The organism is Collinsella aerofaciens (assembly GCF_015553355.1).
GTDB lineage: Bacteria > Actinomycetota > Coriobacteriia > Coriobacteriales > Coriobacteriaceae > Collinsella > Collinsella aerofaciens_V.
The window spans coordinates 1-20,283 of the sequence record NZ_JADNGN010000032.1 but is presented as its reverse complement, the minus strand read 5'-3'; the positions used below and the strand labels follow the sequence as shown (position 1 = coordinate 20,283).

The window sequence follows — 20,283 nt, the reverse complement described above, 5'->3', positions numbered from 1 at the left end:
CCAGATCGACGCCCACGTCTCGGGCATCGGCTGGCAGGGATGGGACACCCCCTCGGCCTCCGAGGGCGGCACCACCGGCCAGGGCCGCGCCGTCGAGGCCGTCCGCCTGAGGCTCACGGGATCCCTTGCGAATGACTACGACGTCTACTACCGCGTCCACGCCTCCAACATCGGCTGGATGGCCTGGGCCAAGGACGGCGAGGAGGCGGGTACCACCGGCTACGGCAGGAGCGTCGAGGCCGTCCAGGTCAGGCTCGTCAGGAAGGGCGACGCCGCCCCCTCGTCCGACGGCGCCAACGTCGACTACGCCTTCAAGAAGAAGCCCATGTCCCTTACCTACCGCGCCCACGTCTCCAACGTGGGCTGGCAGGGCGCCGTGTCCGGCGGGGCGACCGCCGGCACCACCGGCCGCGGCCTCGCCCTCGAGGACCTCAAGCTCTCGCTCGACAGCTCCGACTACTCGGACGGGTCAGCGGTTCAGATCGACGCCCACGTCTCGGGCATCGGCTGGCAGGGCTGGGACACCCCCTCGGCCTCCGAGGGCGGCACCACCGGCCAGGGCCGCGCCGTCGAGGCCGTCCGCCTGAGGCTCACGGGCTCCCTCGCCAAGGACTACGACGTCTACTACCGCGTGCACGCCTCCAACATCGGCTGGATGGCCTGGGCCAAGGACGGCGAAGAGGCCGGCACCACCGGTATGTCATGCTCTCTCGAGGCTGTTCAGATTAAGCTCATTAAGAAGGGTACCTCCCATCCTGATACATCGGGCTATCCCCATCTTGAAATACCTACGGTGACGTATTCCGCTCAGGTGAAAGGTGCTTGGCAGAATTATGTCCCTGCCGGAGAGGTGTCCGGTACGACCGGTCAGGGAATTCCCATCACCGGGTTTTCGGCTAAAACTACTTCATCTGTTGCCGGCGGGATTGCTTATCAACTGCATCTTTCGAATGTAGGCTGGACTTCTGGCAAGACAAACGGGGAGCAGCTTTCGTCTACCGCTGAATCTAATTCGGTTGAGGCTATTAAAATTTCTCTTTCTGGTGACTTAGCAACCTATTTTGATGTTTGGTATAGGGTCCATGTCGATAATGTCGGCTGGCTTGGTTGGACTAAAAATGGTGCCGTTGCCGGTAGCACTGGCTATGGGACGCATGTCCAAGCTGTTCAAGTTCGACTTACAAGGAAGGGCGCCAATGCCCCCGGGAGCACCGTTTCGCCATGTTTGCTTGGGCAGCCTTCTGCGTTTGCAAATCCTATGCAGAAGAAGATTGTTGATCTTGCCCGACAGGTACCGTCTCCTGGCCCGGGATTGTGCTCCGAGTGGATTGCAGATATCTACGAGCGTGCCGGATTTAGGAACGTCCATACAGATGCCTGCGATTACTACTGGGATTATTGTAAATTCACCGATTATTCTCAGCTGAAAGTTGGAATGGTCATTGCCGTTCCTTCGCATACGCATACCCGCATGGGCAGCATTTACGGTCACGTTTGTCTCTATATTGGCAATAACCAGGTTATGGATAATGTCGGTCAGATCAGGACGCTCGATATGGCGTACTGGTTGGATTATTATTCCACCTCATATAAGCCAAAGTGGGGTTGGTATGACAACGTGCCGCTTGCATAGCTGATCGAAAGTCATGCCTTCGCACAGGTTCTAGCAGTTACTCTGGTTAAAAACGAACGGGTCGTTTTGCAACGGTCCGTTCGTTTCTATTTAAGTGCCATTCACGTTTTCGGTATTTAAGCAATTGCCGAAACGATAAATAATGATGCTAAAGATGGTCGATTGATGGGGAAGTCGAATGAAAAAGACGCAACGACTGCTAGCAACGGCAATGACGCCATTACTGATTCTTCATTGTCTTCTGACGCCCCTTTCTGTCTGGGCTGATTCTTTACCGGTGCAGCCGGAGTCTACTGATTATTCCAATAGCGCCGCCAGCAGCTCGGAAGACGAGAGTTTCGTCCTAAATGATGAACAGCAGGGGGTTGAAGTCGAGCAGCCGACTGTGTCAGACAATGATTCTCCCTCATCCGTTTCTAGCGAGTCTGCTTCCAATGCGACTGATTCGCCGAAACCCGAAAATGATGTATCCGCTGTCTTTGGTTCTGTTTCATACCAGACTCATGTACAGGATATTGGCTGGCAGGCTCCCGTTTCAAATGGAATGACGGCTGGCACAACAGGTCGTGCTAAGCGCGTTGAAGCCCTCAAGATCAATCTGCTTTCACAAGATGGCACCCCTTTGGGGAATGACAGCATTTCGGTCCAATCACACATTTCCGGGATCGGCTGGGAGCCTCAGCCGGTGGGTAACGGGCAGACATCTGGAACAGTTGGACAGTCGCGAGCCATCGAAGCGATCAAGCTATCTTTGTCGGGCGGTCTTTCTGACTCGTATGACATTTGGTATCGCGTTCATTCTGCAAATGTTGGTTGGCTTGGCTGGGCCTCAAATGGTGAGCCTGCTGGAACACAGGGCTATGCTTATCAGATCGAAGCTATTCAGATAAAGGTGCTTCCAAAAAATGCTCAAGATGCGCCAGCGCGAGGCGATGCCTTTAGGGACCATTCCCAGGAACCGCCTACTGTTTCCTATCGATCTCATATCTCCAATGTTGGATGGATGGGTGTTGTCGCGGACGGAAAGACATCGGGGGTCATTGACTCAAGAAATGCAATCGAGGCACTGTCGCTTAGTGTTAATTGGTATGGCCACGGAGGCTCTATTTCCTCTCGCGCGCACGTCTCTGGCATTGGTTGGCAAAGCTGGTCTTCAGGTACTGTTGGCACGACCGGGCAGTCTCGGTCAGTTGAGTCCGTTCAGTTTAAGCTCAATGACGAGATATCTGCAACTTACGACATTTGGTACCGTGTGTATGCTTCCAAATTGGGCGGATGGTTGGGCTGGACGTCCAACGGGTCTCCTGCGGGCTCGGTGGGGAAGGGTGCCGCCATTCAGGGTATTCAGGTTATGTTGGTCGAAAAGGGCTGCTCTGCTCCTGGAGATACAGCGAATCATTTTATTGGAGCTACGGATGTTCTGAGTGGCAGTTCGTATGGCCTTAATGGCAATAGCTTGGGCACTGTGCAGGGTAAAACGATTTTAATGGGTTCCGAGAGCGGCTCTGAGCCTTTAACATCGCTTTCTATTTCGTTTGATAATCAAGAGACTTCAGGTTCAATCGGTTATTCAGGCTGCTATGAATTTAGTGGATGGAGCGGAGTTGTTTCTGACGGTGCCGCGCTCAATTCTAAAAATGATGGCCGTACTTTGAAGGCCGTGAGATTGACTCTTACTGGTGATTTGTCTAATGCCTATGACGTTTGGTACCGGTGTTTTGACTCCAAAAAAGGATGGCTTGGCTGGGCGTGTAATGGCGCGGATGCGGGGGCAACGATACCGGGTTCATTCCTTAAGGCTGTCGAAGTAAGGATTTTCAGTAAAGGCAGTGGCGCTCCCGGAGTAACGGACGGAGCATTTGTTTCCGATACTTCCGCCGATTGCGCTTATGTTGTTTATCAGGCCCATTCCGCTAGCCGTGGGTGGTTTCCATCTGTTTTAGATGGGCAGGATGCCGGCACAACGGGAAAATCGCTTTCGCTTCAAGCTCTGAATGTGGTGCTGGCCGGTGTGGATGATGATTCTCTGGTTGAGGCACGAGCTCATGTTGCCAATATTGGTTGGCAGGAATGGCGGTCTGCCGGTTATGTTGGGACCGTTGGACAAGGATTGGCCATTCAGGCTCTTGAGCTGCGCATTAATGGTCCCCTCGCGAATCAGTATGACATCTACTATCGAGTTCATTCGGCTGGTTATGGTTGGTTGGGTTGGGCCAAAAACGGCGATTCCGCTGGAACTACCGGGTTAAATATCCAGATAGAAGCTGTCCAAATTAAGCTTGTCGCGAAGGGCGGGAATCCTGGCTCATCGTCTGCGCCCGCATTTATCTCTGCTCCAGCTCTAACGCTCCAGGCGCATGTCGCCACGCTTGGTTGGATGAATCCCGTTGGCAACGGTGGTGTTGCGGGCACAACCGGCAGATCGCTTGCTATTGAGGCGCTGAAGTTGAATGTCTCCAGTAGCGTATCAGGCGGTATTGAGTACTCCGCCCATGTACAGGATGTGGGCTGGCAAGGTTGGACTTCCAATGGGAATGTCGCTGGCACAGTAGGCTGCGCAAAGCGTATCGAGGCTCTTAAGATTAAGTTGACCGGTGATTTATCGAACTACTTTGATGTTTGGTATCGAGCATATTGCCAAGACTTTGGGTGGCTCGACTGGACCTCAAATGGGCAGCCTGCGGGTACGTCTAGGATAGGCTGCAGAGTCGAGTCTGTTCAAGTGAAGATTGTTCCCAAGGGCGCTGGTGCTCCCGGTTCTACTGCGCGTCCGTTTACTGACCAGCCCTTGTTGCCGGCAGATATGATGACTATGCTTAATCGAGCTAATAGATATTCGAGCAGCACAAGCTGGCTCATTATGGTTGACAGGCAAGCATGCCGCCTTGGAGTTTTTCGTGGACAGCGCGGGTCGTGGAGTTACGCTCAATACTGGACTTGCTCTACCGGCGCCCCTAGTACTCCAACGCCTACGGGTGAGTATACCGTCACCGGCAAGGGCTACTCGTTTGGACATGGGTATACCTGCTACTACTACACGCAGTTTTACGGTGACTATCTGTTCCATTCAATACCGTACTACCAGGGAACTTTTAATCCCATGGACAGCCGAATGGGAATGCATGTTTCACAAGGCTGCGTGCGTTTGCCCATTGATCGCGCTAAATGGATTTGGGATAACGTGCCCCTTGCTACCAAGGTGGTAATCTACTAACTATTCCCGTAAGCGGTGAGAGCTTGTTAGAGGGCCCTTTCCTGTTGCCGTAGTCTTGGCAACAGGAAAGGGCCCTTGCCGTTGGATTAGGCTCCTTTTTCTTCGTTCACCTAATTGGTGACATTAATGAAGCTAACTCCCGATAGTATGGTTATTGACGACCGTCTATCTAGGAGGCGATTCTTTTGAAAAGGCAATTTAGAGCATTTATTGTTCTGATTTCCTGCTTCATGACGATGCTGCTTTTGAGCCCTTTGGCTTGTTGGGCAGATCAAAATGTTGGTTCCAACGAATATGAATCCGTTCCAGAGACCCAATCCGACCCCTCGGATCAAACTGCTGCTGTAGCCGATGAAACGGCGCCTTCGATTGATGCTACCGTGGAGCCCAAAGAGGCGGCCCCGGACGTCAGCTATAAATCTCACATTTCAGGCATTGGTTGGGAGCCGACGTTTACATCGAATGGCTCGACCTCTGGCACAACAGGCCAGTCCCGTAGGCTTGAAGCACTCAGGGTTTCCCTCCCTAATTCAGAAGACCTTGGTATCGAATACCGCTCTCATGTTCAAAATGAAGGCTGGCAGGATTGGGTTTCTAATGGAGCCGTCTCCGGCACAACGGGAAAGGGCCTTCAGATTGAAGCCGTCGAGCTCAAGCTGACGGGCAACAGGGCGGCTTCTTATGACCTGTATTATCGCGTTCATGCTTCTAATTCCGGCTGGCTTGGATGGACTTCAAATGGGTCGACTGCGGGAACCACCGGTTGGTCTTATGCCGTTGAAGCAATACAGATCGTCATTGTAAAAAAGGGTGACGCGGCGCCCGGCGATACTGCTGGTGCCTATGTCCCATATGTCTTTAATTGCTCTCTTTCTCAGGTTGGGGAGACGACTAAAGTAACCCTGAATATTCCGCAGATCGAGGATATAAAACGACTCGGGATCGCTGATTCGATAAAGGTGGCAGGCTCCATGTCGTATGGAGGGAGGGTCACCCGTTCCGTCTCAAGCACGATTGCACTCGGAGATCTGGGCTCTAGCTCCAGTGAAATTGAATTTAGCGATTATGGTCCGTTTGACGTTACGTTGCAGTATTTGAAGAACGGAAACATCGTTCAAGAGGACCATCAGTCAATTGGCATTTCTGCGAGTGAGTACAACCTTGCCCCTTTGAGTGCTTCTTTCCCCGTTGTTCTCTATTCGCTATCTTTCTGGGATATCAGTACCTCTTCTGCTGGAACGACCGTTCCGTCAATTGTAATGCTCGATCGTCCAAGTGCCTATAACTGGAACTCGCTTCCATCCGGGATGTACGGTCTTCCGTATCTGACTCATGAGGAGAATGCTTCTAGTTCGAGCTATCAGGCGTTCGCGGATTATGTCGCTGCTCTCTACAAGATCAATCCCAAGGCAAAGTTCAATCTGTATATCAATGACATCACCTGTTCGTTGATCCATAGGATGATTTACGCCAACAAGATTCCCGCAGGCCAATACTCCATTCGGCTGTTGTCCGATGGATCCGCCACGTATGTCTTTACCAACGAAGCCTTTGACGTTAAGGATCCAGATTCTAAGCAAGCGGAGCTGATTACTTTATGGAACGCCGCCAAGAATAAGGAATACGAAACCGGTGAGGTCTCAAAGTCGTATAGCGATTATCACGATCACTGGGATTCTATGTATGCCGTGCTGAGTATTGAGCCTGGCACTCAGTGGTGGATGACTCAAACGAATCTGTTTACGAGTGGTGACGATAATGCCTTTGCGAATAAGATCGCGTCCGATCCCGGCGTTAAGAAGGTGAATGTTTCGGGCATGCTTACGAGCCTGCAGAATAGGGGAGAGGATACAGTCCAAGCGTTTAAGGCGCTGTACAACTTTAACGATGGCTATTTTGATGCGGCGACTCAGCAGGGCAAAAAGGTAATGATGCTGCTTGGAACGTACGTTTCTTACGAGCAGAATTTTGACGACTATGCCAACTTGACCGAAGTTATCTATGGCGATGACTATTTGTATTATTACAAGGGGCATCCAAACACACCGACGGGTATGTATCCCCAAAAGCAGGAACAGCTTGACCGTCTTGGCATTACCGATGTCGATTCTTCCGTCGCTGCAGAGCTGATCCTCTTCTTTAATCCGGAGATCGGTCTGTCTGGTTATGGGTCTAGTACGTATAACTCGGCCAGTGCCGATGCTGCTGGTGGACTTTGGAATTCCACAAAGGCCGAGGCCTTGAAGCCGGGTGCCGTCATCGATTATTCCATTATGGATTGGTTTGCTTCTCCGATTACCGAAGACACGGATGCTGCTATCAGATCCCTTTGCAAACAGGGAGACTCTTGCTATCTCGTAGAGTTTTCGGATTCCATACTTGCTTCGGCAAATTACGACTTTGCTATCTATTCGCACAATAGCGGTGCTCTGACTTATTTCAAGAAGGGCGAGTCGGGCTATGATGTTGTTAAGGAGTCACGAGGCCCTCTTGACGTCTTGGCAACTTCGCATGTTTCAAATGACGGCTGGCAATCGGCCTCTAAGGGTGGAAATGCTTCCGGTACCGTTGGGCAGTCAAAAGCCGTCGAGGCTATTACTCTCAATCTGCAGAATGCTCCCTATGATGGTGCATTGGAGTACAGGACACATGTTTCCGATTATGGCTGGCAGGGCTATGTGAAGGAGGGGAAAGTTTCTGGTACTACGGGCCAGAGCAAGTCTGTCCAGGCTATTCAGATTCGCCTGACTGGTGAGATGGCCAATCACTATGACGTTTATTATCGAGCTCACGTTCAGGATAAGGGATGGCTCGGTTGGGCCTGCAATGATCAAGTTGCCGGAACGACCGGTTTCGTTTTGAGGCTAGAGGCATTTCAGGTCGTTTTGGTCGAAAAGGGTTCGCCCGCTCCTGGGGATACGAGTCAGCCCTCTATTCAGAGAGCGTTTTCAATCAAGGCACATGTTTCAAACCTTGGTTGGCAGTCGCCTGTTTACGAAGGCATGACCGTTGGCACAACTGGCCGAAATCTTGCTGTTGAGGCGTTGACGATTAGCAAGCCTGACCTAGGGTATTCCGGCGGCATCGAGTATCGAGCTCACGTTCAAAATATCGGCTGGCAAAAGTGGGTCAAAAATGGAAAGGTTGCCGGTACTACGGGGAAGTCTCTTGCTGTTGAGGCTGTTGAAATAAAACTGACGGGAGATCTTGCCAAGCATTATGACGTTGTCTATAGGGCACACGTTCAAAGCAAAGGTTGGCTAGACTGGGTTAAATCGGGCGAGTGTGCCGGTACAACTGGTGAGGCTCTGCATCTAGAAGCGCTTGAGGTTAGGCTGGTTGAGAAAAGCTAAATATAGATCCAATTTGCCTATATACCAACGCTAATGAAGTGGGGGTGAATTGATGGGGTTGTAGTCCCCTCAATTCACCCTCCTTAGTTGCAAGTTATTTGAAAGAGACAAACCGTGCTAGACTTTATCCTTTGTGTAAGGATTTCGTTTCGGCCTCTTTAATTAAGTCGTCATCATTAATTTCTATTGGGTGAATTAAGGTGAAGTTTGGTAATCATGAATTTGCTTTATACGGTTGATAACAATTTTGTCCCACAGTTGGCCGCCAATATTTGCTCGGTTGTTTCAAATCATTCCGGTATTCAAGACATTACTTTTCATGTCTTCTCTAATGGCATTACAGAGGATAACCAGCGTTTGCTCCAGGAGATGGTGACCGAATACAACCAAAACCTTGTATTTTATGATATTTCGAACTTCAAAGATGCTCTCGGGTTTGATTTTGATACATCGGGATGGAATGAAATAGTTCTTGCTAGGCTTTTGATGGCACATTTTCTACCTAATGAGATCGAAAGAGTTATTTACCTCGATGGCGATACGATTGTTCTTGGGGATATTGCTCTTCTTTGGAATCAAGATCTTAAGGGTTGCGTGGTTGGAATGGTTCCCGAGCCAACGGTCGGCCCATCTCGACTTAATGATTTAGACTTAAATGGCTGTCTGTACCACAATGCTGGCGTGTTGCTCGTTGATTTAAAGCAATGGAGATCAACTTGTTGCGAAGATCAATTATTGGATTATTGCGAGCGCCGCTCAGGACGCTTGTTTGCGAATGATCAAGATGCTCTAAATGCAGTACTTAAAGATAAGATTTGCAGTTTATCCCCTGCGTTCAATTATTCCAATATCTTTGACTACTATCCGTTTATATTCTTAAACTCGTTAATGCCGGGCTTTTCGGATGAAAACAGTTTTAATACCGCAAGATCGAAGCCCATCGTTGTCCATTATCTCGGCGAAGAGAGGCCATGGCGGCGGGGGAATACTCATCGCTTCAATAATGAGTATCACTTTTATTTATCAGAAACGTTCTGGAAGGACGCGAAAGATGAAGATGGTTGGGGCGTTTATTTTCTTGCTTGGCGGACTTTTAATTTCCTAACCAGGCCTTTTCCTCAGCTTCGTTATAAAGTGATCAGCGGGTTGATTCCCGCATTTCTTAAATATCGTGCCTCGCAAAGAAATAAATAGGATTATGGATAAAATCAAAGACAAGTCTGTTTGCATTGTTTTACCCACATATAACGGCGGAAAGTATTTGGCCAAACAGCTTGATAGTATCTTGGAGCAAACTTGGCCTAATTGCTCCGTCTATATTCGTGATGATGGTTCAACGGATGAAACTGTTGAAATTGCACAATGGTACTGTCGGTCAAACTCCAGCATTCATTTAATTCAAGATTCAATCGGTAATCTTGGGTGCCCAAATAGTTTTTATGAAATTATCAAACGGGTTCCCGAATATGACTACTATGCATTTGCCGATCAGGATGATATTTGGAAGACCGATAAAATTGAACGGGCAGTCAGGGCAATTGAAAATAGTGGAGACAAGGTGCCGACTGTCTACTTTTCTTCCTTTTCATATGTAAACGAAGATGGCGAGACGATACGCGAGTCGGCTCCGCAGGACAAGTACCTCTCTTTTCATAACACCTTGTTTTATACTCCCGGACTAGGCTTCACGATAGTATTTAATCGCCTTGCCTGCAGGGCCTTTATTCTTGAGGTAGATCCAGGGAATGAAATGCATGATCGCTGGCTGATTCGGTGTGCTTCGGCATTTGGAAAGGTATTGTTTGATTCCGTCTGTACGGCTTCACATGTTCGTCATTCCTCTGCGGTCACGTCTGGAGATAATCGTTATTTTGATCTTTTAAAGACCTATTTTAAGGACGAGCTATTTGGTGATAGATCGAAAGATGAGAGTAAAAAGTTAAGCCATTTTTCTGCGGTGTTTTATGATGAGCTTAGTTTTGAGCAGAAACATGAGCTTGATATTTTCACCAATGATGATGGGATTATTTCAAGACTTAGGAAAGCATTTTTCCCAAAGCGTCTGCGACCTACTTTGATTTCTGATTTACTTCTTCGCGTTTTGTTTTTATTCAACAAGGCCTGATGATCCACTGCTGGAGTGATTGTGTCTAATAGAAAAACGAAAGAACTCTCTGTTGAGCAGAGTCTTGTTTGGAACAGCGTCGGCTCGATGGCGTATTTGATTTGCAACTGGCTGATTACTGTTCTTGTGGTGACACTTGGTTCCGACATTAGCATGTCTGGTAGCCTTGCTGTGGCTATGTCTGTTGGTAATATTTTTGCGACCATTGTTTTGCTTAGAGCGCGCCCCGTTCAGGTTTCTGAGAGCTATTCTGATTTTACGACTGGGAATTTTATCGCTCATAGAATCGTTGCAACAATACTTGCCTGTGTAATTTGCTTCTTCTATTGTTTAGTCTCTGTTGCATTCAACGATTGGGCAGTTGTTGCTGTTTATTGCCTATTTAAAGCTGGTGATTCATTTGTCGATGTTCTTCACGGTGTGGATCAGGTAAACAACAGATTGGACATTGCGGCTATCTCTCAAATAGTTCGTGGCGTAGGAGTTCTAGTCTCCTTTTCGTTGTGCTTGTTGCTATTTGATAACTTGGTAATAGCCGTTGCTTCAATGGCTTTTGTTACCATAGCTGTTGTGCTTACATATGATTTTAGAATGACAAAACGGTTTTGTGCCGTTATACCTGATTTTGATTTTACTTCCCTTATCAAATTGTCGCGTATCTGCTTTCCCGGTTTTGTTGCATCTCTTGCGTGCACGGCTGTTGTTAGCGTAACAAGACAGTTCTATGGCCTTTCCTATGGAAATGAGGCGTTGGGTTTTTATGCCGCCGTTGCCACTCCGACTGCCGTAATTCAGGCTCTCGTATCTTATCTATATGCCCCCCTGCTTGGACCTATTTCGGCAATGTGGCGAGAAAACGAAACTCACCGATTACGCTTAGTATTTATTAAGATGCTCGTTTCCGTATTCGTTTTGACGGCGATGTGTGCCATGGCTAGTGCTTTCATAGGCGAACCTGTGCTTACTGCTATTTATGGCAAAGAAGTTGGCCTTCACTCAGATTATCTTCCGTTGGCACTCGTTGCTACCGCATTCACTGGTTTGAACTTTTTCACTATTGATGTCTTTATTGCATTTGGGAAACCGATTATTGGCACGATTTCTGGTGCCGCTTCGTTAGCGTTGGCCGTGTTTCTTTCTCGTTATTGTTTTGTGAATCCGGTATTTGCTTCTGATGCAAATGTCATCAATATCATTATCTTGGTGGCATACGGTTTTGGATTATTATTTTCCTTCCTTTGTATAATTAACCTATTAAATCGGAAGGCGAAGCAATCTGTCACATCCGAACTGTAAATTCGCTCTCCTTGTTTCGATAGGGTTTTTCAGTTCGACTTGGGCTGTTTGATTGATATTCTGTACTGAGGATTCAGATGATGCATGAATTAAGAGCGCTGGTTATCATCCCAGCTTTTAATGAAGAGGCGAACATTTTAGATACGGTTTCTTCTGTGGAGGAAGCTGGATACGATTATGTAGTTATTAACGATGGCTCCACTGATGACACTTTGCGTGTTTGTCGCGATGCGGGGGTTAATGTCCTGGATTTACCGCAGAATCTTGGCATTGGAGGCGCGGTTCAAGCCGGACACAAATATGCCAAACGCTTTGGCTATGATGTAGACATCCAAGTTGATGGTGATGGGCAGCATGACGCCCATTACATATCGCGCTTGCTTGATGAAATAAATAATGGGTCTGATTTAGTTATCGGATCGCGATTTCTTGAGGAATCTGAAGGCTTCAAGTCAACCTTCTTGAGGCGTCTTGGAATTAGATGGCTCTCTGCGGTAATTCATCTTACAACTCACGTTCGTGTTAGCGACCCCACTTCTGGTTTTCGCGCATGTGGATCTAAGGCCATAGATCTGTTCTGTAAAAAATATCCCGTAGACTATCCGGAGCCGGATTCTGCTGTTGCGGCTATGGTTAAGGGCCTTCGCGTTACAGAAGTGCCTGTCGTAATGAAAGAACGACAGGGGGGAAAGTCGTCAATTTCTGGTTTTAGTAGCATTTATTACATGATAAAGGTTACTTTGGCGATTATCATCTCTTCATTCTCGAATTAGGACGGGTTGTTATGCATATTTCCTTACAGTTTGGTGTCATTACTGCTTGTTTAGTTTTGCTTTGTTTTGTGCTGCGTCTTGTATTAAAGGATAGCCTTCAGCTCAAGTATTCACTTCTTTGGATTGTTCTTGCATTGGTTTTGTTGGTATGCGGCCTCTTTCCGCAACCTCTTTACTTCATTTCAAGTTTATTTGGTTTTCAGACTCCAGCCAATTTTGTTTTTGTCTTAGGGTTTTTATTTTTGATATGCATTGTTCTTTCTATGGCATGTCTGTCAAGTAAACAATCTTCTGCAATTGCTAACTTAACTCAACGAATTGCATTGCTTGAAAAAGAGCTTGAATCAAAAAATAGGGAGTAATGCCATGTGCTTGGCAAAAGATCATACATTTGTATTGTGCGCATACGGCGAGTCTCCGTACTTGTCTGACTGTTTAGATTCTTTAGTGAACCAAAGCACCCGAAGTAATATCCTTATATCGACGTCAACTCCTAATTCCTATATTGATCGTATAGCGTCTAATTATTCGATTCCGGTAATTGTTAACGAGGGGTCGCCTAGCATATCTCATGACTGGAATTGTGCTATTGCGAATTCAAATACAAAGCTTGTGACTATAGCTCATCAGGATGATATCTATAGCTCTAGTTATACGGAAACTATGCTGCGGGCTATGAAAGAAGCGGATCGACCTTTAATCTTCTTTTCTAATTATGGTGAGATAAGAAATGGCGTATATGAAGAAAACCTCCTTATTCTGAAAATTAAGAGAATTTTACTTCGTAAGTTTGCTCGCCACGGCGCTCTTTCATCGGTTAAGGATAAAAGGGATATCCTGAGGTTCGGTTCCGCCATCTGCTGTCCTTCTGTGACATTTAATCTAAGCATCTTACAGACACCGTTATTTATGACAGACATGAAATGTGACTTGGACTGGGAGGCATGGGAAAGATTCTCGAAAATCGACGGATCTTTCGTTTATTCTCCCGAGGTTTTAATGTTTCATCGAATTCATGAAGGCTCTGAGACCACGGCGTTGATTAAAGATGATACAAGGAGGTCGGAGGATGAAACTATGCTTCAAAAATTCTGGCCCAAGTGGTTTGCTCCAATAGTCTGTAGCCTGTATTCGCTTAGCATGAGAAGCAATTCTTTATGACGCTGCAACAATGCCGGCGTAAGTTGAACATTTATCGAGACGGAGTTGTAGAGTTATGAATCTAGATACCTTTACTGGTCATCTGAAACTATCTGATAGTTATCGAAAAGCTCTGACGTTTATCGTTTATCCACTTATAGCTGCACTCTCTCTTTGCTTGGGATTTTTCTACTATTGCGCCTTTAAAGCCAGCGCTATCGGATTGCCTGGGCTATGGCTCTCGGCTCTGCCCTTAATCGCCTGCTTGTTCGTTGGTGTCCTATTATTAATTAAAGAGCAGCACAATCCCGCAATTTGCTTTGTGGTGATTGGTGTGCCCGCTGTAACTGCTTTTGGCCTTTTCATGCTGCCCGCTAATGTTCCAGACGAGGCTTCTCATATTTGGCAGGCGGCCGCCTTATTGTCTCGTAACGGCAATGGCTTTGATGTTGTCTCTTGCTTCCAATTGGGTCAGTTTCCTTCATCGTACGCAGATTATTTTAATGCAATGACTCAGCCTACCGATTGGTCTAGCGTCTTTGTGTGCCATACGTATTTGGGGAGCTATTACCCTCATCTTTATTTAATTCCGGGAGTAATTCTAGGATTTGCGCAGCAAACGGGTTTCAATGCCTTTGTGGCCCTTTCAGTTTCGCGCGTGTGCGCTGGATTAATATATTGCTTCGCGGCTTATTGGATAATCAAACTGATGCCAGTTGGTAAAAATGCTGTTTTGATTTTTTTACTAAATCCCATTTTATTGCAGCAGGAAGCGTCTGTTTCGGCTGATTCTGTCGCAAACATTGTTGCCATTTTGTACGTTGCTGTAGTTGTTAAGATTTATGCGGACTCGTTGTACTCATATCGATCTCTGCTGGCGTTAATACTGCTATCCGTTTTACTGCTTCTTTCAAAGATAATGTTTTTCCCATTGGTACTCTTGAATCTTATTCACTGGAAAAAACTTAAAGGAACAGACAGCTATATAAAGTTCATCTTTTCCTTCTTTGCGATAGCTTTTGTTGCGAGCTGTGCGTTCGTGTCTCTTTATCATGGTAGTTTCATGCCAGATTCTTTTGATTTGATGCGAGCGCCGCTGCATTGCGCAAAGGTCTTTATTAAGTCTATTTGGGAGATGGGGCCATTCTGGTTTCAATCCTATGCAGGTTACAATCTTGGCGCTCTTTCGATTAATGTTTGGCCATTTTGTTTTTGGCTTTACATCATTCTTCAGTCCGTTGTTCTGTTTTATAACGATGAGAATAATAAAAAATTATTCTGCAGTACGGATCGCTTTGTAATGATTGCTGTTGTATTCGTCAATTTCTTCCTGATTGTTATGACGATGAGGAACTGGACTCTTACTGTTGATAAGCGTGAAGATATTATCATGGGGGTCCAAGGACGATATTTATTCCCACTGGTCCTTCCGGTTCTGTTGAATATCTTGCGACCGATAAAATCAAGTTCTGAAGGACATGTCTTGCTTGTTTCTTCATTAATAATGAGTACTATTCTATTTGTTGACTTTATTTCAATTCTTTCTGCGTTTTAGGAGTTAGTGTTTCATGTTGAACCTTCTTGAGGGCATTGGTTACACCGTTAAAGAAGAGGGCTTTTATAACGTCCCCAAGAAGGTCTCCCATGTACTCTCAATGCATAGGCCTCGATTTGATTTTGGCTCTCGCCAAGACAATTCTTTTTTTGATGTTATTTTTATTAATGGATGTGATTATTCCGTTCCGCATCCTATTAGGTACCGTGTCGATCATCAGATTGAGGAACTTGAGGCTGCCGGCTTAACGGTCCAAAAGGTTAATGCCTGGGAGATGGAAAAGGATATTCTTAGGCATGCGCGTACTTTTATTATTTTCCGTTGTCCCCTAAGTGATGAAGTTGAATCTTTAATTAGGCAGGCAAAAAAACTCAATAAGCGTGTTATTTATGACATTGATGATTTGGTTATCGACACTGCTTATACCGATTCTATTCCGTTCGTTAATGCAATGACTGCTCATGATAAGTCTTGCTATGACGATGGAGTCAGGCGAATGGGTGAAACACTGAAGCTTTGCGATTGCGCTATCACTACTACTGAGGGTATGGCGGAAGAACTAAAAAAATATGTTCCCAGGGTCTATATAAATAGAAATGTAGCATCTGAATCGATGATTGATTATTCGAATATTGCTATCTATCGTCGAGATGTACTCCCCAGCTTGCAAAGCTCAAGCGTCTTGCCCGAGGATAGGGTTCCCTATAAGCGAGCGGTTGAGCGAAGGGATGAAAAACAGAAAACTCAGGAAATCAGAATCGGCTATTTTAGCGGAAGCATTACCCATAATGCAGATTTCAATTCAGTGCTCCCAGCATTATCTAAGGTAATGGAGACTCATCACAACGTCACCCTGATGGTGGGCGGGGAACTCGATGTTCCTGATGACTTGATGCCATTTTCTGAACGTATTGTCACGTTCCCATTTTGCGATTGGCGTCGGCTTCCAAATTATATAGCTTCCTGTGATATCAATATCGCTCCTTTGGAGAATACTCTATTCAATCGAGCTAAATCCGAGAATAAATGGATTGAATCATCGCTTGTTAAGGTTCCTACGGTTGCTAGCAATGTTGGCGCCTTTAAGAAGATGATTCAGGATGGCGTTACTGGATTTCTCTGCGATTGTGTTGAGGACTGGTGTGCTGCCCTCAATCGTCTGATATTAGATTCTGATCTTAGGAAGAGCGTCGGCGAATCTGCATATTTATACTGCCATGAGCACTGCACTACTGTTTCGGCTGCTAAAGCAATCCGAGATATTATTGTAAAAGAACAATCTCCCAATCTCGCAATGGTCATGCCGAGCGTGAATACTAGCGGTGGTGTCTTAGTCGCCCTTAGGCATCTGTGCATTCTCCAAGACGCTGGCGTTGATGTATTGTTGCTTAATACTGATGATTCAACAAAGTGGCTTGAAGTTTTCGGACATCGTATTCCTGTTCTTAATCGTGTCGTTCCTAGCGGTAAGCTCGATAAATGTCCTTTGTCGGGTGCAATTGATACCGCAGTTGCAACCCTTTGGGACACTCTTGATTTTGTTAGGCGCTATCCACGTATTGGTAAGAAAAAGTACTTGGTCCAGAATCTGGAGACCGATTTTTATCTTCCAGGAGATAGACTGCGCCTTCAAGCAAATGCCACGTATTTGAATAATGATATTGACTATTTGACAATTTCGTCCTGGTGTGAGGAATGGCTTCAGGACAGGTTCGGTCAGGATTGTAAGTCTGTGCCAAACGGACTTGACCTTGCTGCGTTCCCTCATTCTGTGCGCGATTTTTCTTTGCCCAAAATTAGGATTCTAATTGAGGGGGATTGCGGTTCTGATTATAAAAATGTTGATGAAGCTTTCAGGGTAGTGGAAAGGCTTGACTCTGAAAGATATGAGATTTGGTACATGAACTACACTGGTAAAAAGAAGCCTTGGTACCGTATTGATAATTTCCTCGGTAGAGTACCGCATGATCAAATATCAGACATCTATAACCAGTGTCATATTTTATTGAAGACAAGCATTCTCGAAAGTTTTTCATATCCCCCGCTGGAGATGATGGCGACCGGCGGCTTTGTTGTTGCTGTTCCCAATGGAGGTAATGCAGAGTTCCTTCGCGACGGATTGAATTGCTTGCTTTATGACCGGGGAGATATTGATGCTGCGGTGAGCTGCATTAATCGCATCGTTAATGATCACGGTCTTCGTAAGACGCTGTATGACGGGGGATTGAAGACTGCGGAGGAGAGGGACTGGTCAAAACTGACGGATAGAGTCGTTCGCCTATATGACTGATACTATAGTTTTAATGTGATGGATGCATACTTGCGGCAACGTAGACCTTTAAGTTAACGTTGCCGCAAGCATGCAATGTCTGGCTGCTTTATTTTTTAAGGAGTTATGTTATGAAAGGCATCATCCTCGCCGGCGGGTCCGGCACGCGCCTGTACCCGCTCACGCTCGTGACCTCCAAGCAGCTGCTTCCGGTCTACGACAAGCCCATGATCTACTACCCGCTGTCCACCCTCATGCTGGCGGGCATCCGGGACATCCTGGTCATCTCCACGCCGACGGACCTGCCCAACTTCGAGCGCCTGCTCGGGGACGGCTCGCGCTACGGCGTCAACCTCTCCTACGCCGAGCAGCCGAGCCCCGACGGCCTCGCGCAGGCCTTCACCATCGGCGAGGGGTTCATCGCCGGCGAGCCTTGCGCGCTCGTGCTCGGCGACAACATCTTCTACGGCAACGGGCTGTCGCGCCACCTCACGCGCGCCGTCCAGAACGCCGAGTCGGGCCGCGCCACGGTCTTCGGCTACCACGTGGACGACCCCGAGCGCTTCGGCGTCGTGGAGTTCGACGGGGAGGGCCGTGCCGTCTCCATCGAGGAGAAGCCCGCCGAGCCCAAGAGCTCCTACGCCGTCACCGGCCTGTACTTCTACCCGGGCGACGTGGCCGCCAAGGCGCATAGGGTGGAGCCCTCCGCCCGAGGCGAGCTGGAGATCACCACGCTCAACCAGATGTACCTGGAGGAGGGGACGCTGTCCGTCGTGACGCTGGGCCGCGGGTACGCGTGGCTCGACACCGGCACCATGGAGAGCCTGCACGAGGCCGCGGAGTTCGTCCGCGCCGTGGAGCACTCCCAGGACCTGCCCGTGTCTGTCCCCGAGGAGATCGCCTGGGAGAACGGCTGGATCACCACCGCCGAGCTCGAGGAGGCCGCCAAGGCCTACGGCAAGTCGGTCTACGGCCAGCACCTCAAGAAGGTCGCCGCCGGCGAGATCGTCAACAGCCCGCGCGAGTACTAGCGCCAGCTTGTTTTCTTTTAGGGGCCACCGTTTATCTGGTGGCCCCTTTCGTTATGATTACGTTGACCATAAAGATAATATGATTGGGAGTGGATGTGTTAAGCGTCTACTTTGGCGATATGCCAGAAGCGATTTACAACACAGCGACATATTTCAAAAACTCTTACCGGTCTTCTTGGATTACGGATCCCTGTGCAGTCTCGATAATTAAAGATGTCGATCGATCGGTTGTTGTCTCCGAAAACGTCATCGAAAGCCCTGTGCTTGGATCCATCTCCCCACTCCAGCTTTCTGGTGGCGTGAAAACGCTGCTGCTTATGAGATTTGATCGTAAGCATATTTTTAACGCTTCTACCTGTGGTGACAACTGTGCCAAGTGGGTTCTCGACATGGCGAAAGACCGCAAGCTCGTTGTGAATCTCTATCATGTGATGGACTTTGGCCGCGAGGATTTTAAAATCAAAGTCGTGAACAGCGGCCGAATCGTTCATAACATGGCCGAATTGATTCACGAGTCGATTCCGTATCTGTAGGTGCTGCTTATGAACGGTTCGCATCTTGTTAAGATTTCCCGCCGTAGGGGAACCAAGTACACATTTACCATCAAGCGGAACATCACTATCGTGCGTGGCGATAGCGGCACGGGTAAGACGACACTCTTTGACATGGTCGCAGACTACATGCGAACGGGCGAGCAGTCGGGTGTCTCCTTGCAATGCGATTGTCCCTGTGTCGCCCTGACCGATTATGATTGGCGAAACCAGCTTTCGTCCGTTCATGACTCGATTGTATTTGTCGATGAGGGCTTTAAAGAGATCCATTCTGATGAGTTTGCCCATCATGTGCTGTATTCCTCGAATTATTTCGTGCTGATCTCAAGGGCTGATTTCCCCAATCTTCCGTATAGCGTGGATGAGATTTACAGGATTAAGACGAGCGGAAAATACCATTCTTTCGTCCCTGTTTATCAAGATCGCGGGAATCATCGTTATGCTATTTCCCGGTCGGCGCCAAAACAGGACTTTTCTATCCTTCTATGCGAGGACAGTAAGTCTGGTTTCCAGTTCTTTGAACGGCATTTCGCTGACAGTGAGCTTACCTGCGCTTCGGCCATGACGAACAGCGCGATTTTGGGCTGGTTGGATCAGCATCTCGACGATCGCGTGTTTGTTGTCGCGGACGGAGCAGCATTTGGGTGCTATGCGGACCGCGTCCTTAAGCTGCAAGACATTCACCGCGATACTGTTACGGTTTGTCTTCCCGAGTCATTCGAGTGGCTTCTGCTGAGCTCCGGCGTAATTTCAGGGCTAGATGCCAAAGCAGTTCTGCAAGAGCCGGAAGCGTTTGCAGACAGTGAGAAGTTTAAAAGCTGGGAGGACTTCTTCTATAAGTACTTACGCGATAAAACTGGGAATTCGGTCTTCCGGTACGACAAAGACTGCATTCCGGAGGCGTTTTGTAGGGGAAGTAATTCTGCGAAGGTTATGGCTCTTATCGCGTGCCGAAATGTCCGATAGTTTTGTTGAATAGTGTCGCGGCATCACTTCCTGCGGCATACTAAAGAAGCTGTACATGCTTCAGATTGGATTTTCATGTCTGAGATTTTTGAACCCAAGAACATCATCGTCACGGGCGGCTGCGGCTTCATCGGCAGCAACTTCGTGCACTACGTCGTGGACAACCACCCCGAGGTACACGTCACCGTCCTGGACAAGCTGACCTACGCCGGCAACCCCGAGAACATCGCCGGGCTGCCCGAGGACAGGGTCGAGCTCGTCGTGGGCGACATCTGCGACGCCGCGTTGCTCGATGAGTTGGTCCCCGGCCACGACGCCATCGTGCACTACGCCGCCGAGAGCCACAACGACAACTCCATCGCCGACCCGGAGCCCTT

The 20,283-nt window shown here is 47.9% G+C and carries 14 protein-coding genes and 1 pseudogene; all 15 read left to right on the top strand.

What is annotated here, in order from left to right:
* A pseudogene (locus tag I2D57_RS07965) lies at positions 1 to 1,633 on the top strand (hypothetical protein); the annotation flags it as partial.
* A 178-nt stretch (positions 1,634 to 1,811) separates the two neighbouring features.
* Positions 1,812 to 4,847, top strand: a complete 3,036-nt coding sequence (locus I2D57_RS07960; RefSeq protein WP_195362092.1) for a L,D-transpeptidase family protein — start codon at positions 1,812 to 1,814, stop codon at positions 4,845 to 4,847.
* Between the two features lie 185 nt (positions 4,848 to 5,032).
* Positions 5,033 to 8,200 carry a hypothetical protein gene (locus tag I2D57_RS07955; RefSeq protein WP_195362091.1) on the top strand — a complete coding sequence of 1,056 codons (3,168 nt, stop codon included), beginning with the start codon at positions 5,033 to 5,035 and terminating at the stop codon, positions 8,198 to 8,200.
* A 216-nt stretch (positions 8,201 to 8,416) separates the two neighbouring features.
* On the top strand, positions 8,417 to 9,394 hold the full coding sequence (locus tag I2D57_RS07950; protein ID WP_229055699.1) for a glycosyltransferase family 8 protein: 978 nt from the start codon (positions 8,417 to 8,419) through the stop codon (positions 9,392 to 9,394).
* A gap of 4 nt (positions 9,395 to 9,398) precedes the next feature.
* Positions 9,399 to 10,325, top strand: a complete 927-nt coding sequence (locus tag I2D57_RS07945; protein WP_006236225.1) for a glycosyltransferase family 2 protein — start codon at positions 9,399 to 9,401, stop codon at positions 10,323 to 10,325.
* Between the two features lie 21 nt (positions 10,326 to 10,346).
* The gene (locus I2D57_RS07940) at positions 10,347 to 11,621 is read left to right on the top strand and encodes a lipopolysaccharide biosynthesis protein (protein ID WP_138341626.1); all 1,275 of its coding nucleotides are present in this window, start codon (positions 10,347 to 10,349) and stop codon (positions 11,619 to 11,621) included.
* Between the two features lie 77 nt (positions 11,622 to 11,698).
* On the top strand, positions 11,699 to 12,394 hold the full coding sequence (locus tag I2D57_RS07935; RefSeq protein WP_082222965.1) for a glycosyltransferase family 2 protein: 696 nt from the start codon (positions 11,699 to 11,701) through the stop codon (positions 12,392 to 12,394).
* Positions 12,395 to 12,405: 11 nt separating this feature from the next.
* On the top strand, positions 12,406 to 12,756 hold the full coding sequence (locus I2D57_RS07930) for a DUF2304 domain-containing protein (protein WP_082222966.1): 351 nt from the start codon (positions 12,406 to 12,408) through the stop codon (positions 12,754 to 12,756).
* 4 nt (positions 12,757 to 12,760) lie between these two features.
* Positions 12,761 to 13,555, top strand: a complete 795-nt coding sequence (locus I2D57_RS07925; RefSeq protein ID WP_082222967.1) for a glycosyltransferase family A protein — start codon at positions 12,761 to 12,763, stop codon at positions 13,553 to 13,555.
* Positions 13,556 to 13,610: 55 nt separating this feature from the next.
* The gene (locus I2D57_RS07920; protein WP_195362089.1) at positions 13,611 to 15,089 is read left to right on the top strand and encodes a DUF2142 domain-containing protein; all 1,479 of its coding nucleotides are present in this window, start codon (positions 13,611 to 13,613) and stop codon (positions 15,087 to 15,089) included.
* A gap of 13 nt (positions 15,090 to 15,102) precedes the next feature.
* Positions 15,103 to 17,379, top strand: coding sequence for a glycosyltransferase (locus tag I2D57_RS07915; RefSeq protein ID WP_195362088.1), 2,277 nt, complete (start codon positions 15,103 to 15,105; stop codon positions 17,377 to 17,379).
* 110 nt (positions 17,380 to 17,489) lie between these two features.
* On the top strand, positions 17,490 to 18,389 hold the full coding sequence (gene rfbA / locus I2D57_RS07910) for a glucose-1-phosphate thymidylyltransferase RfbA (RefSeq protein ID WP_195362087.1): 900 nt from the start codon (positions 17,490 to 17,492) through the stop codon (positions 18,387 to 18,389).
* A gap of 95 nt (positions 18,390 to 18,484) precedes the next feature.
* Entirely contained in the window at positions 18,485 to 18,922 is a 438-nt protein-coding gene (locus tag I2D57_RS07905; protein WP_195362086.1) for a DUF4869 domain-containing protein, read from the top strand.
* 9 nt (positions 18,923 to 18,931) lie between these two features.
* Positions 18,932 to 19,906 carry a hypothetical protein gene (locus I2D57_RS07900; RefSeq protein ID WP_195362085.1) on the top strand — a complete coding sequence of 325 codons (975 nt, stop codon included), beginning with the start codon at positions 18,932 to 18,934 and terminating at the stop codon, positions 19,904 to 19,906.
* A gap of 75 nt (positions 19,907 to 19,981) precedes the next feature.
* A partial coding sequence (locus I2D57_RS07895) for a GDP-mannose 4,6-dehydratase (RefSeq protein ID WP_195362084.1) occupies positions 19,982 to 20,283 on the top strand: 302 nt, incomplete at its 3' end.

Coding starts and splice junctions, on each gene's coding strand:
- I2D57_RS07935 (WP_082222965.1), top strand. CDS start 11,699: ATGATGCATGAATTAAGAGCGCTGGTTATCATCCCAGCTTTTAATGAA.
- I2D57_RS07925 (WP_082222967.1), top strand. CDS start 12,761: ATGTGCTTGGCAAAAGATCATACATTTGTATTGTGCGCATACGGCGAG.
- I2D57_RS07960 (WP_195362092.1), top strand. CDS start 1,812: ATGAAAAAGACGCAACGACTGCTAGCAACGGCAATGACGCCATTACTG.
- I2D57_RS07945 (WP_006236225.1), top strand. CDS start 9,399: ATGGATAAAATCAAAGACAAGTCTGTTTGCATTGTTTTACCCACATAT.
- I2D57_RS07900 (WP_195362085.1), top strand. CDS start 18,932: ATGAACGGTTCGCATCTTGTTAAGATTTCCCGCCGTAGGGGAACCAAG.
- I2D57_RS07915 (WP_195362088.1), top strand. CDS start 15,103: ATGTTGAACCTTCTTGAGGGCATTGGTTACACCGTTAAAGAAGAGGGC.
- I2D57_RS07930 (WP_082222966.1), top strand. CDS start 12,406: ATGCATATTTCCTTACAGTTTGGTGTCATTACTGCTTGTTTAGTTTTG.
- rfbA (WP_195362087.1), top strand. CDS start 17,490: ATGAAAGGCATCATCCTCGCCGGCGGGTCCGGCACGCGCCTGTACCCG.
- I2D57_RS07950 (WP_229055699.1), top strand. CDS start 8,417: ATGAATTTGCTTTATACGGTTGATAACAATTTTGTCCCACAGTTGGCC.
- I2D57_RS07920 (WP_195362089.1), top strand. CDS start 13,611: ATGAATCTAGATACCTTTACTGGTCATCTGAAACTATCTGATAGTTAT.